Consider the following 15,462-nt stretch of genomic DNA (forward strand, 5'->3'; position numbering starts at 1 on the left):
AGATCCCCCATACCGCATGGCAACAGACAAAGAATTATCCGACTTTCTAGAAAATGTCGAGCGGCGCGCCTTCAAGCAAGCCGCCTACGCGGTCCGCAAGGAAGAATCGGCACTCGACATCGTGCAGGACGCCATGATCAAGCTGGCCGAGAAATACGGCGACAAGCCGGCCGCCGAACTGCCGATGCTGTTCCAGCGCATCCTGCAAAACACCATCCTCGACTATTTCCGCCGCGAAAAAGTCCGCAACACCTGGGTCAGCCTGTTTTCCGGCATGAAGCCCTCGGGCGACGAGCATGAGGATTTTGATATACTTGACACTTATGAATCGGAACAGGGCTCCAGCGCCGCCGAATCCTCGGCCGACCAGGTCGAGCGCGCGCAAATCCTTGATTTGATTGATGCGGAGGTACAAAAACTGCCGTCACGTCAACGCGAAGCCTTCCTCATGCGTTATTGGCAGGACATGGATGTGGCTGAAACAGCGGAAGCGATGGGTTGCTCCGAAGGTAGCGTGAAAACACATTGCTCTAGAGCTACCCACACGCTCGCCGAATCGCTGAAAGCCAAGGGAATTAAATTATGAACACCGACGATCTCAATTTCGCTTACAAAGTGCGCCATGCACTGAACGAAAAACTCGACGACCTGCCCGCATCGGCCACCGATCGCCTGGCAGCGGCACGCAAGCTGGCCCTGTCGCGCAAGAAGGCGGACGCGCCCGCCGCCGTCGCCGTGCGCCAGAATGTGTTCGCCGGCGTGGCCAGCAGCCTGTTTGTCGAGCCGCTGTCGTGGCTGGGCCGCATGAGCGTCATCATCCCCCTGCTGCTGCTGGTCGGCGGCATGGTGGGCATCTATCAGTTTGAGCAAGAACAACATATTGCCGAACTGGCAGAAATCGACGCCGCCGTGCTGTCGGACGAATTGCCGCTTTCCGCCTACATGGACCATGGCTTCAACGCCTACCTGACGAAACGCGAGCAATAATGACACGCTCGAGCGTACGCAAAGGCTGGCTGGCCGGCGGCATCGGCCTGGGTGCATGCGCCCTGGCCGGCGCCGCCTGGGTAGGCGCGCAGCAACATGCCGCGCCCGCCGCCCCTCCCGCGGCAGCCGCGCCCGTGGTGGCGCCCGCGCCGGCCTCGACAGCCAAGCCCGGTTCGCCCCGCACGGCCGGCAAGGGCGGCACGCCGCCCAAGACGGGCGAGAATCCCTCGTGGAACAAGTTGTCGCGCGCGCAGCAGGAAGCCCTGCAGCCGCTGGCAAGCGAATGGAACAAGCTGGAAGCCTTGCGCAAGCAGAAATGGCTCGATATTGCCAGCCGTTTCGCCTCCATGACGCCGGACGAGCAAACGCGCGTGCATGAACGCATGCGCGAATGGATCAAGCTGACGCCGGAACAGCGCCGTCTCGTGCGCGAAAACTATACGCGCACGAAGAAGATTGATCCTGGTCAAAAAACCGCGCAATGGGAGCAGTACCAGCAATTGCCGGAAGATCAAAAGAAAAAGCTGGCGACGGAACTCGTGCCGAAAAAGCCGCTGGAAAAAGTGCCCGCGATCAATTCGAATACGAGCAAGCCGGCCCCGATCCTGTTGCCCGCCACGCCGGCAGCGCCTGCGGCCGCCGCGCCCGTGCTGCCGCCCGCGCCCGCAGCGACGGCCGTGCCGAGCGATCCCGCCGCGGCCCCCGCCACCGTGCCCGTCACGCCATCTGTTACGCCATCTATTACGCCTGCCCCACTGCCAACCAATGCCAAATAGCACGCCTGCCGCCAGCATCACTTCCCATCCCACGATCAAGCGCCGCCTGATTTCCATGGTGTACGAGTCGCTGCTGGCCCTGGCCGTGCTGTTTTTGCCCTTCCTGCTGTTCGAGCTGGCCGTGCAGGGCGCGCATACGCCGTTGACGGAACACATGCGCCAGTGCCTGGCCTTCCTCGTCATGGGTGCGTATTTCATCCACCAGTGGAGCCGCGAAGGGCAAACCCTGGCCATGAAGACGTGGCGCCTGAAAGTCGTGCTGCCGGGCCACACCCACGTGCCGCTGCGCGTGGCCGCGTACCGCTACGTGCTGTCATGGATGTGGCTGCTGCCAGCCCTGCTGGTGTCGTATCTGCTGGACTTGCAGCACTGGACGGCCCTGGGCGCCATCGGTGTCGGCATCCTGGCGTGGTCCAGCACGGCCCTGTTCACGGGCAATGGTCAATTCCTGCACGACAAGCTGGCGGGCACGCACATCGTGCAATTGCCGGCCCCGGCGAAGAAGCCGAAGAAAGTCGCCGCCTGAGTTTTTACGCGGCTTGACCTGGGTCATTGAAGCGCCACGGGGGCTCTGCGATCATGGCATGCCATGAATACTACCGCCCCCCTCCCCCACACACGCTTCGCTCCCTACCGCGAGGAAGTCTGCAGCGAAGACGAAGTCAAGCATCTCGTCCACACCTTTTATGCGGCCGCGCGCGACGACGCCATGCTGGGCCCCATCTTTGCCGCCGAGGTCAAGGATTGGGATGCCCACCTGGCCACACTGGTCGATTTCTGGTCAGGCTTGCTGCGCGGCACCATGCGCTACCACGGCAAGCCGCTGGCCCAGCACGCGCAAATGGAACACCTCACGCCCTGCATGTTCCGCCGCTGGCTGACCCTGTTCTTCGCCACGACGGAGAGCATGGGCAATGCGGCCTTGCAAGAGAAGGCCGACACCATCGCCTTGAATATTGCCGAACGGCTATGGAAAAGCTTTGCAGAAAGCCACTCCATCGTGGCGCCGCAGCTTTAGAAGCGTTCGTAACCCTGTAGATATCGCCATTGCCCCACGGGCATGGCGCCCATCGGAATGCGGCCGATGCGCAAGCGCTTCATGGCGACGACGTCCAGTCCCACCATCTTGCACATGTGGGCGATCTGGCCCGGCTGCACGTTTTTCAGGGCGAAACGCAAACGCGTTTCATTTTGCCAGCTGACCTTGATCGGCGGCAAAGGCTTGCCATTGAAGGGCAAGCCGTGATTGAGCAGCGCCAGGCCGTTTTCCATGATGCTGCCGGCCACTTCCACGATGAATTCCTGCTCCACCGTTTTCGCTTCGTCGACCAGCTTGCGGGCGACGCGGAAATCCTGCGTGAATACCAGCAAGCCGGACGCCATGGTGTCGAGCGGATTGGTGATGGTCAGGCCGATCAGGTGGCGCTTGAGGAAACGCGTGACGGAACTGGGCGCCACGTTTTCCGGCGTGAAGATCTCTTCGGGACGCAAACAGCTCAGGGCTGGCTTGCCTTCCGCGCCCACGCCGCCATTGATGCCGGCCGGCTTGTGCAGCAGAATCGTTACGGGCGGCATTTCTTCCAGGGTGGCGTTCGGCAACAGCACCACTTCCTGGTTGTCCGCCACGCGCGCGCCCGACTCTTCCACCAGCACGCCGTCGACCGTCACCCAGCCGCCCTCGATATACAGCTCGGCCTCGCGGCGCGAACAGGGCACGTCTTCAGACAGGCGCTTGGCCAGGCGGACGGTGGGCATTTCAATAGGTGTGGTCATGGAGGAGGCGCAAAAAGCAAGAGGAGGAGAAAGCCGGTATTGTAACCGACCCGCTCCTCCCCTCGTTTGCCCTTGCGGATACTTTGCCCTGCGGATACTTTACGCGCCCGCCTTGGCCAGCTCTTCGGCAAAGAAGCGGTGCCCCATCTCTTCCAGGCCCAGGGTTTGCAGCACTTCCTGCAAGCGTTCCGTCGGACGCTGGCGCGGCAAGTTCTTGTAGCTGGCGATGATCAGTTCATTCTTCATCGAATGCTCCCAGCCCACCAGTTCCGTCACGCTGACCTGGTAGCCATGGGCTTCCAGCTGCAGGCAACGCAGCACGTTGGTGATCTGGCTGCCGAATTCGCGCGTATGCAGCGGGTGGCGCCACAATTCCGTCAAAACACTCTTGCCCAGGCTCTTGCCCTTGTTCTTCTTCAATACGGAGGCGACTTCAGCCTGGCAACATGGCACCAGCACCATGAATTTCGCCTTTTTCTTCAAGGCGAAATGGATGGCGTCGTCGGTGGCCGTATTGCACGCGTGCAAGGCCGTGACGATATCGATCTGCTGCGGCAGCAAGGTCGATTCCGTCGATTCGGCCACGGACAGGGGCAAAAACGACATGCCGGGGAACTTGAATTTCTTCGCCAGCTCCTGCGAGCGCTGCACCAGTTCTTCGCGCGTCTCGATGCCGTAGATGTGCGATCCGTCGTTGCCGTTCTTGAAGAACAGGTCGTACAAGATGAAGCCCAGGTAGGACTTGCCGGCGCCGTGGTCGACCAGCGACACGCCGGGATGGTCGAGCTGCACTTCGCGCAGCAGCGGCTCGATGAATTGCGTCAGGTGGTATACCTGTTTCAACTTGCGGCGGCTGTCCTGGTTCATCTTGCCGTCGCGCGTCAGGATGTGCAATTCCTGCAGCAAGGCGACCGACTGGCCATCCTTGATTTCGGGCATGTTGCTGGCGGCGGTGATGACGTCTTTCGGCGCGGCGACTGCGGTGGCGGCGGCTGCCGCGCCCTTAGCGCGCTTCATCGATCCACGCCATCTGTATCGCTTCGAGCACTTTTTCGCCGCCGCGCGTGTGGTCATCGTCGAAGCCGTCCAGTTCCACCACCCAGTTGTGCAGGTCGGTGAAACGCACGGTCAGGGGATCGATGTCCGGATGCGCATCGTACAGCGCCTCGGCGATCGCGTGAATGTCGGACCATTTCATGTTAGTGGCTGCCTTCGCTGACCTGGTTGATCGTGTATTTCGGGATTTCGACGACGAGGTCGGCCTCGGCCACGATGGACTGGCACGACAGGCGCGACACGGCTTCCAGGCCCCAGGCCTTGTCCAGCATGTCTTCTTCCAGTTCCGTCGCTTCGTTCAGCGATTCGATGCCTTCGCGTACCAGCACGTGGCAGGTGGTGCAGGCGCACGATTTTTCGCAGGCGTGCTCGATGTCGATGTCGTTTTCCAGCAGGATGTCGCAGATGGACTTGCCGGCAGGTGCTTCGATGACGGCGCCGTCCGGGCAAAGCTTGGCGTGCGGCAGGATAACGATTTGTGGCATGGTGTCTTCTTTCAGTCTGTCATTCGGGGCACGGCCGCGGCGAATGCCTGCGGCGCGCATGTCAATTATCTTTAAACGACTTGATCCAGCGATTTGCCGGTCAGTGCCGTGCGCACGCTGCGGTCCATGCGGCGCGAGGCGAAATCCTCGGTGCCGTCGGCCAGCGCCTCGATCGCCAGCTTCAAGGCTTGGTGATCGATGGCGCCGCTTTGCGATTGCGCAATAGCGTCACGCACCTTGTTCATCAGGCTGTCGACGGCTGCGCGTTCGTCTGCATCCAGCAAGCCGCCGTCTTCATCGAGCGCCGACTGCGTGGCCAGCAGGATGCGTTCCGCTTCCACCTGCTCTTCGCGCAGCGCGCGCGCCACCATGTCGACGTCGGCCGAGGTGTACGAATCCTGCAACATGCGCGCGATATCGTCGTCGCCCAGGCCGTAGGCCGGCTTGACGCTGATCGACGCTTCCACGCCCGAGCGCAGCTCGCGTGCCGACACGGACAGCAAGCCGTCCGCATCGACCTGATACGTGATGCGGATGCGCGCGGCGCCCGCCACCATCGGCGGAATGCCGCGCAGCTCGAAACGCGCCAGGGAACGGCAATCGCTGACCAGTTCGCGCTCACCCTGCAGCACGTGCACGGCCAGGGCCGTCTGGCCATCTTTAAATGTCGTGAATTCCTGGGCTCTGGCGCAGGGAATGGTCGAATTGCGCGGGATGATCTTCTCTACCAGGCCGCCCATGGTTTCGATGCCGAGCGACAGCGGGATCACGTCCAGCAGCAGCCAGTCGTCGCCGGCGGCGCGGTTGCCGGCCAGCAAATTCGCCTGGATAGCGGCGCCCAGCGCCACCACTTTGTCGGGGTCGATGTTCGCGTGCGGCGTCGTGTGGAAGAACTCGCTCACGGCGCGCTGCACGTGCGGCATGCGCGTGGCGCCGCCCACCATCACCACGCCGTCGACGTCGTCCGCATCCACGTTCGCGTCGCGCAAGGCTTTCTTGATGGCGTTCATGGTTTTCACGACCAGGTGCTGCGTCATGGCGGCAAAGTCGGCTGCCGTGATGCGCAGATGGATTTCTTCGCCCGAGTTCAGCTTGGCGTCGATCGTCGTTTCCGACTTGGTCGACAGCAATTCCTTGATTTCGCGCGCCTTCACCATCAGGATGGCCGTGTCTTCGTCGGACAGCGGCGCCAGCTTGGCGTGCTCGCTGATCCAGCAGAACAGGCGGCGGTCGAAATCGTCGCCGCCCAGGGCCGAGTCGCCGCCCGTAGACAGCACTTCGAACACGCCCTTGCTCAGTTTCAAGATCGAGATGTCGAAGGTGCCGCCGCCCAGGTCGTACACGGCGTACACGCCTTCGGACGCGTTATCGAGGCCATACGCGATGGCGGCGGCCGTCGGCTCACTCAGCAGGCGCAAGACATTGATCCCGGCCAACTGGGCCGCATCTTTCGTGGCTTGCCGCTGTGCATCGTCGAAATACGCTGGTACAGTAATCACGGCGCCCACCAGGTCGTCGCCGAGCGAATCTTCCGCGCGCTGGCGCAGGGTGGCGAGGATCTGTGCCGACACTTCGACGGGGCTTTTCACGCCGGCCACGGTTTTCAGCTGCACCATGCCAGGCGTGTCCTGGAAGTCGTAGGGCAGGTTTTCCGCGTAGGCGATGTCGGCCAGGCCGCGGCCCATGAAGCGTTTCACGGAAACGATGGTGTTCTTCGGATCGGTGGTTTGCGCTGCCAGGGCCTTGTAGCCGATGTTCGCGTGGCCGTTCGGCAGGTAGCGCACGACGGAAGGCAGCAGGGAGCGCCCGTCTTCGTCGTTGAGCACCTCGGGAATGCTGTTGCGGACGGTGGCGACCAGGGAATTGGTGGTGCCAAGGTCGATGCCGACGGCCAGGCGGTGCTGGTGCGGCGCGGTCGACATGCCTGGTTCGGAAATTTGCAGAAGTGCCATTGTATTCGTGCCTCGATTAATTTTTTGCGTGATGCAGTTGATGCCTGACGCGCATTATAAGTCGCGGGCCAGACTGGCGCTTGGCACGCCGGTCAAGCGATCGCCTGGTCAAGCCTCGATGGCCTCATAGGCAAAACGGACTTCCTCGCCGAATTTGTCGAGGAACATCAGGGCGCGCACGCTTTGCGCGGCATTCGCGTAGTCGGCCGCGTCCAGCTGGGCCGCCACCTGGGCCAGCAAGGCCTTGCGTTCGCCGCGCAGCTGGCGGTCCAGGGCGTCGAGCGCGTCGGCATCCTTGCCGGCGCGGGCGTCGCCCAGCTCTTCGCGCCATTCCATCTGCTGCATCAGGAAACTGACGGGCATGGCCGTGTTCGACTCCGTCTGCAGGTCGACGCCATTGAGTTCGCACAGGTATTGCGCGCGTTTTTGCGGGCTTTTCAGGGTTTGATAGGCTTCATTGGCGCGCGTGGCCCATTGCATCGCCACGCGCTTTTCAGCGCTGCTGGCATTGATGAAGCGGTCCGGATGAACCTTGCCCTGCACGTCGCGGTAGGCCGCGTCGAGCGCGCTCATGTCGAGCGAGAACTGCGCCGGCAACTGGAATAATTCGAAGTGGTTTTGCATAATGGTCGGTGGTCGCTGTACCGCAATCGATGGGTACAGCGCACCGACCGGGGTCTTGCCAGCTGTTTAAATCCTGAAGGACTCGCCGCAGCCGCAGGCGTCTTTTTCGTTCGGATTGTGGAACTTGAAGCCTTCGTTCAAGCCTTCGCGCGCGAAATCGAGTTCCGTGCCGTCGATGTAAGGCAAGCTTTTCGGGTCGACGAAGACTTTCACGCCGTGCGATTCGAAGACGCTGTCTTCGGCCGCCACTTCATCGACATATTCGAGCTTGTAGGCCAGGCCCGAGCAGCCCGTGGTGCGCACGCCAAAGCGCAAGCCCATGCCCTTGCCGCGCCGTTCGATATAACGGTTGATGTGTTTCGCCGCTTTTTCGGTCAGTGTGATCATGTATTTCTCCGCTCCTGTTCCCACATGGGAACAGGTATCAAAATCCAACAAATTCTAGAGTGCCTGAAAAACGTTCAGGGCAAGGCGCATTGCCGCAGGCAGTACGACTAGTACGACAAGGCAATGCAACGCAGCCATGGGCGTTTTCTCAGGTGCTCTACGCGGCCGGATGGCGGGTCTGATAGTCCAGCACTGCCGCCTTGATGGCGTCTTCCGCCAGGATGGAGCAGTGGATCTTCACTGGCGGCAGGGCCAGTTCTTCGGCGATCTGCGTGTTCTTGATGGCCAGCGCCTGATCCAGAGTTTTACCTTTCACCCATTCGGTCACCAGCGAGCTCGAGGCGATGGCCGAACCGCAGCCATACGTCTTGAATTTCGCATCTTCGATCAGGCCGTCGGCGCCAACCTTGATCTGCAGTTTCATCACGTCGCCGCAGGCAGGCGCGCCTACCATGCCGGTGCCGATGGTTTCATCACCCTTGTCGAAAGCGCCCACGTTGCGCGGGTTTTCGTAGTGATCGAGTACTTTGTCCGAGTAAGCCATTTTGATGCTCCTTAAATATTCTTGCCGGCCCTGTCCAACAGGGCCAGGGTATTGGTTAGTGGGCAGCCCATTGGATCGAATTGATATCGATGCCATCTTTAAACATGTCCCACAGCGGCGACAGGTCGCGCAGCTTGTGTACTTTCGATTTCAGCAGGTTCACGGCGAAGTCGATGTCTTCCTCGGTCGAGAAGCGGCCGATGGTGAAGCGGATCGAGCTGTGCGCCAGTTCGTCGCTGCGGCCCAGGGCGCGCAGCACGTACGATGGCTCCAGGCTGGCCGAGGTGCAGGCCGAACCGGACGATACGGCGATATCCTTGATCGCCATGATCAGCGACTCGCCTTCGACGTAGTTGAAGCTGACGTTCAGGTTGTGCGGCACGCGGTGCTCCATGTCGCCGTTGATGTAGACTTCTTCGATCTCCTGCAAGCCCTTGGCCAGGCGGTCGCGCAAGGCCTGGATGCGGCCGATTTCGCTGTCCATCTCTTCCTTGGCGATGCGGAACGCTTCGCCCATGCCGACGATCTGGTGCGTCGGCAAGGTGCCCGAACGCAGGCCGCGCTCATGGCCGCCGCCGTGCATCTGCGCTTCCAGGCGCACGCGCGGCTTGCGGCAGACGTACAGGGCGCCCACGCCTTTCGGGCCGTAGGTTTTGTGCGCCGTGAAGGTCATCAGGTCGACCTTGGTCTTTTGCAGGTCGATGACGACCTTGCCCGTCGCTTGCGCGGCGTCGCAATGGAAGATGATGCCTTTCGAGCGGCAGAATACGCCGATCTCGTCGATCGGCTGGATCACGCCGATTTCGTTGTTCACCAGCATCACCGACACGAGGATGGTGTCCGGGCGCACGGCCGCGGCCAGCTGCTCGACGGTGATCAGGCCGTTATCCTGCGGTTCCAGGTAGGTCGCTTCAAAGCCGATGCGTTCCAGCTCGCGTACCGTGTCGAGCACCGATTTGTGCTCGGTCTTGACGGTGATGATGTGCTTGCCCTTGGTCTTGTAGAACTGCGCCGCGCCCTTGATGGCCAGGTTGTTGCTTTCCGTTGCGCCGGAGGTCCAGATGATTTCGCGCGGATCCGCGTTCACCAGGGCCGCCACGTGGCCGCGTGCCTCTTCCACGGCTTTTTCCGCCGTCCAGCCGTACATGTGGCTGCGCGATGCCGGATTGCCGAACTGCTCGCGCAGGTAAGGAATCATCTTGTCGGCGACGCGTGGATCGATCGGCGTCGTGGCCGAGTAATCCATGTAGATCGGGAAATGCGGTGCGGTTTCAAAGTGCACTTGGCCTACGTTTTTTTCTGGGGCGTTCATCAATAACTCCTGCAATCAGCAACTGGTATTTTTGTCATTATCAACCGAGGGCGGCGTGGTTACGGTGCATCACCATCACGCTTTGCTCGGCATTCTTTTGTCTCTGCTGGTCGACCAGGTCCTGCAAGGACACAGAATCCAGATAATCGACCATTTTTTCGTTGAGTGTGGACCACAATTCATGCGTCATGCAGCGCGCGCCCGTGGCCGCGTCGGCGCCGTGGCAATGTTCCTTGCCGCCGCACTGCGTGGCGTCCAGCGGTTCGTCGACGGCGATGATGATGTCGGCCACCGTCACCTTGTCGGCGCGGCGCGCCAGGCTGTAACCGCCGCCTGGGCCGCGGATCGATTCGACGATCTCATGCCGGCGCAGCTTGCCGAACAGCTGCTCCAGGTAGGACAGGGAAATCGACTGGCGCTGGCTGATACCGGACAAGGTGACCGGTCCCTTGCCCTGGCGCAGGGCAAGATCGATCATCGCTGTCACGGCAAAACGGCCTTTTGTAGTCAGACGCATACATCCTCTGGTCAACTGGTTTAAAATATTGCGGCTTTTCAACTCCTCAAACCCCGAGTAGTTGAATGATTTAGTCAAGTATAACAAATTCGGCGGGGTTTGTCAGAGCGCCCCTCGATGACCACAGGGCTGGAAGGGGCATGGCCGGCCGCGCCAGGCGCGGCGGCTTCAGGAAAACAACAGTCGGGAAATTGCAGGGCGTTCTCAGCCCCGTAAAGCGGTCCGCACTTTCATCAGTTCAAACCCCAGCAGGTTCAAGCCGTCCCAGCGGGCGGGGTCCAGGATGCGCGGATTGTCCGACGCCAGGCCCACGCCCCATATCCGGTCGACGGGACTGGCTTCGACGATGACGCGCTCGCCCGTGCCCAGCAAAAACTTGCGCAGCGCCGCCTTTTGCGAGAACTTGGCAAAGTTGCCATCGAAAACGATGCCAGCGCGCGCCGCTTCCCACACCCTGGCGTCGAAGTTCGCCACTTCGCGTCCCAGCTTCTTCACTTCCGACGGCCGCTCGGCCGCCACGATGCGCGCCTGCACGGCCGTGTCGCCAAACAGGGCCGCCTTTTGCGCCATCATGTAATGCTCGGCCGTCGCATACGTCACGCCGGCCAGGCTGAACGGCGACGGAAACCACTGGCTGAAGCAGCTTTTGTCGGGCACCTGCGGCTGCGCCGGCGTGTGTCCCCAGAAATACAGATAGTCGGGCACGCCGCCCGCCGCGATCCACGCCTTCAATTCTTCCACGTTACTGATTTGCATATTCCCCGCACTTCCGCCAGACAGGCGATGATTCAAGCTCAAGCACGCAATAGTTGCATCGGGCCAAACAAGGCCTGCATGTCACGATTGCCGATAAAGGACAGATTATACGGATGTTCCGCCGTCACCTGCGGCAAGGATGTCGCCACCGGCAGACGTTTGATCAGCTCGGCGATCTTGCCCCACAGCACCAGTTGCGGCTGCACCGCCCCGCCCGGCTGCGCCAGCGCTTCCAGCACCACTTGCAGGAAAGGCAGCCAGCCGCGCGCATCCTGCACGGGCGGCACGTGGGAACGGAACACCAGCGCCGCGTTCAGCAGCAAAAAGCCCTGCTCCGTCATCTTGCGCTGCAAGTCGGGCAAGGTCTGGATCACGCCGCTGTCCGCTTGCAGCGCGGCCGCCGCCACGGGCGCCATGGCCGCGCCGGACGTATCGCCGCCCTGCAGCTGGCCATCGGCCACCAGCAGCATCTTCATGAAGTTGCGCAAGGACGTGGCGCGGTTGACGGGTTTCGACAGGCCCGTGGCCGACCACAGGCTGCCGACGGCGCCATCCATGAAGCACACGCCCGTGGCGCTGTCGGCGCGCGGATACGGCCCCTCGCCCACCAGCACGTAGCGCACCTGCGCCAGCGGCAGGGCAAAGGCGGCGAACAGCCGGCCCTGCGTGGGCAGGTAATCGTCGGCGGCCAGCGCCGGCAGGTAGGCGGGATCGGCCGCCATCACGGCCTGCAAGCCGCGCAGCAGGATGGGACGCCAGGAAGCGTGCGCCAGGGACAGGGCATCGGTGATGCTGGCAGGAACGGTTGTTGCGGTCATGGGGACGTGAAGTATTTGGGCAAACGCAAATTGTAGCGCACCGGCAAGATGGCATTGACTGATCAAAATCAAGCACGCATAAAAAAACCCCGCCTGTTGCCAGACGGGGCTTCCCGCACCGCGCCGTGTGTTGCTATTCGGCGTCAGGCTGCTGCGACGGGTGCGCCGCAATAAAGGCTGGCAAGCCGGCGCAATGCGCATGGATGCGCGCCACGCGCGGATACGGCGCCAGGTCGATGGCAAAGCGCAGCGCATTGAACACTTGCGGCACCAGGCAGCAATCGGCCATCGTCGGGCTGTCGCCGTGGCAGAACAGCCCCGTGCCGGCAAGATCGCCCTGCGCCAGCAGCGCTTCCACGGCCGCCAACCCCTCGGCCATCCAGTGGCGGTACCACTCCTGCTTGACCTCGTCCGACAGCCCCAGGGTGGTTTTCAGGTATTTCAGGACGCGCAGGTTCGTCAGCGGATGGGCGTCGCAAGCGATGGCCAGCGCCAGCGCGCGCACGCGCGCCCGTTCCAGCGGGTCCGCCGGCAGCAAGGGCACGCCAGGACGCGTCTCTTCCAGATACTCGAGCATGGCCAGCGACTGCGTCAGGATGGCGCCGTCATCGTCGAGGGCCGGCACCAGCGCCGACGGGTTGACGGCGCGGTAGGCTGGCAGCAACTGCTGGCCGCCATCCTGCAGCAGATGCACGGGAATGCTGTCGTAAGCGATGCCCTTGAGATTCAAGGCGATGCGCACGCGGTAGGCGGCCGAACTGCGAAAGTAGGTGTACAGCTTCACGGGCGGCCTCCTCAGGCGCGCGTGGCGCCAGCGTACAAGGCCACGGTCTGCTCGATGCTGCCGAAGATGCTGGCGCCGGCCGCGTCGCGCATCTCGATGCGCACCGTGTCGCCGAACTTCAGGTACGCCGTCTTTGGCGCGCCGTGTTCGATGGTTTCATACATGCGCACTTCGGCCAGGCAGCAGTAACCGACGCCGCCGTTCTCGATGCTGGAGCCGAACAGGTTGCCCTGCTTGTTCGACACGGTGCCCGAGCCAACGATAGTGCCGGCGCCCAGTTCGCGCGTCTTCGCCGCATGGGCGACCAGTTGCGCAAAATTGAAGGTCATGTCTTCGCCCGCATTCGGCTTGCCGAACGGCTTGTCGTTGAGGTCCACCAGCAGCGGCAAATGCAGCTTGCTGTCCGCCCAGGCCGCGCCCAGTTCATCGGGCGTGACGGCGACGGGAGAGAACGCGCTGGCCGCCTTCGACTGGAAGAAACCGAAGCCTTTCGCCAGTTCGCCCGGGATCAGGTTGCGCAGCGAGACGTCGTTGACCAGCATGACCAGGCGAATCGCCTTCGCCGCGTCATCCGCGCCGGCGCCCATGGCCACGTCGCCCGTGATCACCGACACTTCCGCTTCCAGGTCGATGCCCCACTCTTCGGACAGAGCGAAGATGGGGTCGCGCGGGCCGATGAAGCTGTCCGAGCCGCCCTGGTACATCAGCGGGTCCGTGTAGAACGAGGCCGGCACTTCCGCGTTGCGCGCCTTGCGCACCAGCTCCACGTGGTTGATGTAGGCGGAACCGTCGGCCCACTGGTAGGCGCGCGGCAGCGGCGAGTGGCACTGATTGGCATCAAACGGCTGCGCGTCCGGCGCCTGGCCCGCGTTCAGGTTGGCGTACGCCTGTTCCAGCTTGGGCGCGACGGCGTCCCAGTTGTCGAGCGCCGCCTGCAGGGTGGGGGCGATGGCGGCCACGCGCTGGTACTGGCGCAGGTCGCGGCTGACGAGGATCAGGGCGCCGTCGCGGCTGCCGTTTTTCAGGGTTGCGAGTTTCATGGTATTCCTGGTTCGGTGTATTGGTCAGAGAGTGTCGGTCTGCAGCAGTCAATCTGCTGCGCTCAGGCGTCGGCCGGCGCGTGCATCCAGGCGGCGTGCTTCGGCGCGCGGCGCGTCTGCGACCATTCTTCCAGCATTTCCCATTTGACGGCGTCCAGTTTGGCCATCATTTCCGGCGTGCCCACGTTGGCCGCCAGTTCCAGGCGGTGGCCGTTCGGGTCGAAGAAATAGATCGACTGGAAGATGGCGTGGTTGACGGGGCCCAGCACCTCGATGCCGCCCGCCACCAGGCGCTCCTTGGCGGCCAGCAGTTCTTCCATGCTGCCCACTTCCAGCGCCAGGTGCTGCACCCAGGCCGGGGTATTGCGGTCGCGGTCCATCGGCGGCTGCGTCGGCAGCTCGAAGAAGGCCAGCACATTGCCCTGGCCCGCGTCGAGGAACACATGCATGTACGGGTCCGGCGCCTTGGTCGACGGCACCAGGTCTTCGGCGATGGCGAGGACGAAATTCATGTTCAAATGCTTGACGTACCACTCGACGGTTTTCTTCGCGTCGATGCAGCGGTAGGCGACGTGGTGGATCTGCTTGATTTTCATGCGGTCTGTCTCCGATGGATGGCGCCCTGGGCGCGATGTTTTTCAGCTTTTCACCATTAGAATCCAGTTACAGCTATCATACAAACAATTTTTAACCATCGATTTATCGGATTATCTTATGAGTCCCAGCCTGCGACAGATGCGCGCCTTCGTGGCGCTGGCCAAGACCGGCAGTTTTACCCTGGCCGCCGAATACCTGCACGTGACGCAGTCCGCCTTGAGCGGCTTGATCAAGGAACTGGAAAGCGTGCTGGGCGTGCGCGTGGTCGAGCGCAGCACGCGCAAGACGCAGCTGTCGGAAATCGGCCGCGAACTGTATCCGCTGTTCGAGAAGATGATCGAGGACCTCGACGGCGCCATGGCCGGCATCGCCCAGCGCAAGGCCCTGAAAACGGGCATGGTGCGCATCGCCGCGCCGCAGATGATGGCATGCACCCTGCTGCCGGAAGTGATCGCCGCCTACCGCCAGGCACACCCGGACGTGCAGCTGCGCCTGGTCGACTGCCCCGTGGAGAATGTCTCGGCGCGCGTGTTCAGCGGCGAAGTCGATTTCGGCATCGGCCCCGAGCGCGATCCGACGGCGGAAATCGCCGCGCAGGTGCTGTTCGAAATGCCCTTCGTGCTGGTCTACCCCGAGCAGCATCCGCTGCGGCAGAAAGAGCGCGTCACCTGGGCCGACGTGGGCGACTACCCGTTCATTTCGCTGCAGGGCCAGTTCACGGAGCGCCTGCTGCGCGACATGCACGGCGCGTTTCGCGAGCTGTCGCTCAATCCCTACAATGAAGTGACCTTCATGACGACGGCGCTGGCCATGGTCAGCGCCAACCTGGGCATCACGGTGTGCCTGCCGTACGCGGAACCGATGGTCAAACTATACAATTTGCACATGCGCGCCCTGCACGAACCGGAACTGACGCGGCGCTTTTTCGTCTACACGAAGACGGGCCGTTCGCTGTCGCCGGCGGCCGAAAGCTTCATGGCCTTCCTGTTCCGCTTTGTCGAGACGCACGAGTGGAACGTGGGAGCGGGCGGCCCGGCTGGCGCCGCTTTATAAT

At 62.4% G+C, this 15,462-nt stretch carries 21 protein-coding genes; 6 read left to right on the forward strand and 15 right to left on the reverse strand.

Features of this window, described 5'->3' with window-relative positions; genetic code table 11:
• Positions 1-16 precede the first annotated feature (16 nt).
• The 5 genes from OX460_RS08955 to OX460_RS08975 all read left to right on the forward strand — a co-directional run bounded on the left by OX460_RS08955 (position 17) and on the right by OX460_RS08975 (position 2,781).
• Positions 17-586, forward strand: coding sequence for an RNA polymerase sigma factor (locus tag OX460_RS08955; protein WP_034779551.1), 570 nt, complete (start codon positions 17-19; stop codon positions 584-586).
• On the forward strand, positions 583-987 hold the full coding sequence (locus OX460_RS08960; protein ID WP_099667147.1) for a DUF3619 family protein: 405 nt from the start codon (positions 583-585) through the stop codon (positions 985-987). Before OX460_RS08955 ends, OX460_RS08960 begins: the two co-directional genes overlap by 4 nt.
• Complete coding sequence (locus tag OX460_RS08965; protein ID WP_289898469.1) at positions 987-1,763, forward strand: DUF3106 domain-containing protein; 777 nt, start codon at positions 987-989, stop codon at positions 1,761-1,763. Before OX460_RS08960 ends, OX460_RS08965 begins: the two co-directional genes overlap by 1 nt.
• Positions 1,753-2,289: an RDD family protein gene (locus OX460_RS08970; RefSeq protein WP_289898470.1), complete on the forward strand. Its 537-nt coding sequence runs from the start codon at positions 1,753-1,755 to the stop codon at positions 2,287-2,289. Before OX460_RS08965 ends, OX460_RS08970 begins: the two co-directional genes overlap by 11 nt.
• Before the next feature lie 63 nt (positions 2,290-2,352).
• Positions 2,353-2,781 (forward strand): group III truncated hemoglobin, encoded by a 429-nt coding sequence (locus tag OX460_RS08975; RefSeq protein ID WP_099667144.1) that lies wholly within the window; start codon positions 2,353-2,355, stop codon positions 2,779-2,781.
• Here OX460_RS08975 and OX460_RS08980 read toward each other — a convergent pair.
• The 15 genes from OX460_RS08980 to OX460_RS09050 form a co-directional block, all read right to left on the reverse strand.
• A complete protein-coding gene (locus OX460_RS08980) occupies positions 2,778-3,536 on the reverse strand; it encodes an rRNA pseudouridine synthase (protein ID WP_289898471.1) in 759 nt (252 codons plus the stop codon). The genes OX460_RS08975 and OX460_RS08980 overlap by 4 nt on opposite strands.
• Before the next feature lie 99 nt (positions 3,537-3,635).
• Positions 3,636-4,553, reverse strand: a complete 918-nt coding sequence (locus OX460_RS08985; protein ID WP_251351407.1) for an SAM-dependent methyltransferase — start codon at positions 4,551-4,553, stop codon at positions 3,636-3,638.
• Positions 4,540-4,734: a Fe-S cluster assembly protein IscX gene (gene iscX, locus OX460_RS08990; protein WP_071076333.1), complete on the reverse strand. Its 195-nt coding sequence runs from the start codon at positions 4,732-4,734 to the stop codon at positions 4,540-4,542. Before iscX ends, OX460_RS08985 begins: the two co-directional genes overlap by 14 nt.
• 1 nt (position 4,735) lies before the next feature.
• Complete coding sequence (fdx, locus tag OX460_RS08995) at positions 4,736-5,077, reverse strand: ISC system 2Fe-2S type ferredoxin (RefSeq protein WP_034750070.1); 342 nt, start codon at positions 5,075-5,077, stop codon at positions 4,736-4,738.
• A gap of 71 nt (positions 5,078-5,148) precedes the next feature.
• Positions 5,149-7,029 (reverse strand): Fe-S protein assembly chaperone HscA, encoded by a 1,881-nt coding sequence (gene hscA, locus OX460_RS09000; protein WP_289898472.1) that lies wholly within the window; start codon positions 7,027-7,029, stop codon positions 5,149-5,151.
• Positions 7,030-7,137: 108 nt separating this feature from the next.
• Positions 7,138-7,653, reverse strand: a complete 516-nt coding sequence (hscB, locus tag OX460_RS09005; RefSeq protein WP_230520945.1) for a Fe-S protein assembly co-chaperone HscB — start codon at positions 7,651-7,653, stop codon at positions 7,138-7,140.
• Positions 7,654-7,719: 66 nt separating this feature from the next.
• Positions 7,720-8,040 carry an iron-sulfur cluster assembly protein IscA gene (gene iscA, locus OX460_RS09010; RefSeq protein WP_010399774.1) on the reverse strand — a complete coding sequence of 107 codons (321 nt, stop codon included), beginning with the start codon at positions 8,038-8,040 and terminating at the stop codon, positions 7,720-7,722.
• Positions 8,041-8,197: 157 nt separating this feature from the next.
• Positions 8,198-8,584: a Fe-S cluster assembly scaffold IscU gene (gene iscU / locus OX460_RS09015; protein ID WP_034750082.1), complete on the reverse strand. Its 387-nt coding sequence runs from the start codon at positions 8,582-8,584 to the stop codon at positions 8,198-8,200.
• Positions 8,585-8,639: 55 nt separating this feature from the next.
• Positions 8,640-9,866 (reverse strand): IscS subfamily cysteine desulfurase, encoded by a 1,227-nt coding sequence (locus tag OX460_RS09020; protein ID WP_289898886.1) that lies wholly within the window; start codon positions 9,864-9,866, stop codon positions 8,640-8,642.
• Between the two features lie 70 nt (positions 9,867-9,936).
• Positions 9,937-10,413 carry a Fe-S cluster assembly transcriptional regulator IscR gene (gene iscR, locus OX460_RS09025; protein WP_065310626.1) on the reverse strand — a complete coding sequence of 159 codons (477 nt, stop codon included), beginning with the start codon at positions 10,411-10,413 and terminating at the stop codon, positions 9,937-9,939.
• A gap of 204 nt (positions 10,414-10,617) precedes the next feature.
• On the reverse strand, positions 10,618-11,169 hold the full coding sequence (locus OX460_RS09030) for an NADAR family protein (RefSeq protein WP_251351403.1): 552 nt from the start codon (positions 11,167-11,169) through the stop codon (positions 10,618-10,620).
• A gap of 38 nt (positions 11,170-11,207) precedes the next feature.
• Positions 11,208-11,987, reverse strand: a complete 780-nt coding sequence (locus tag OX460_RS09035; RefSeq protein ID WP_251351402.1) for a uracil-DNA glycosylase — start codon at positions 11,985-11,987, stop codon at positions 11,208-11,210.
• A 133-nt stretch (positions 11,988-12,120) separates the two neighbouring features.
• The gene (gene maiA, locus OX460_RS09040; protein ID WP_251351401.1) at positions 12,121-12,771 is read right to left on the reverse strand and encodes a maleylacetoacetate isomerase; all 651 of its coding nucleotides are present in this window, start codon (positions 12,769-12,771) and stop codon (positions 12,121-12,123) included.
• Between the two features lie 11 nt (positions 12,772-12,782).
• Positions 12,783-13,811 (reverse strand): fumarylacetoacetate hydrolase family protein, encoded by a 1,029-nt coding sequence (locus OX460_RS09045; RefSeq protein ID WP_289898473.1) that lies wholly within the window; start codon positions 13,809-13,811, stop codon positions 12,783-12,785.
• 62 nt (positions 13,812-13,873) lie between these two features.
• On the reverse strand, positions 13,874-14,407 hold the full coding sequence (locus OX460_RS09050; protein ID WP_092710160.1) for a VOC family protein: 534 nt from the start codon (positions 14,405-14,407) through the stop codon (positions 13,874-13,876).
• A 118-nt stretch (positions 14,408-14,525) separates the two neighbouring features.
• On the opposite strand from OX460_RS09050, the gene OX460_RS09055 reads away from it, so the two are divergent.
• A complete protein-coding gene (locus tag OX460_RS09055) occupies positions 14,526-15,461 on the forward strand; it encodes a LysR family transcriptional regulator (protein WP_251351398.1) in 936 nt (311 codons plus the stop codon).
• The last annotated feature ends 1 nt before the right edge of the window (position 15,462 follow it).

This window comes from Janthinobacterium sp. SUN033 (assembly GCF_030397595.1).
Taxonomy (GTDB): Bacteria; Pseudomonadota; Gammaproteobacteria; order Burkholderiales; family Burkholderiaceae_D; genus Janthinobacterium; species Janthinobacterium kumbetense.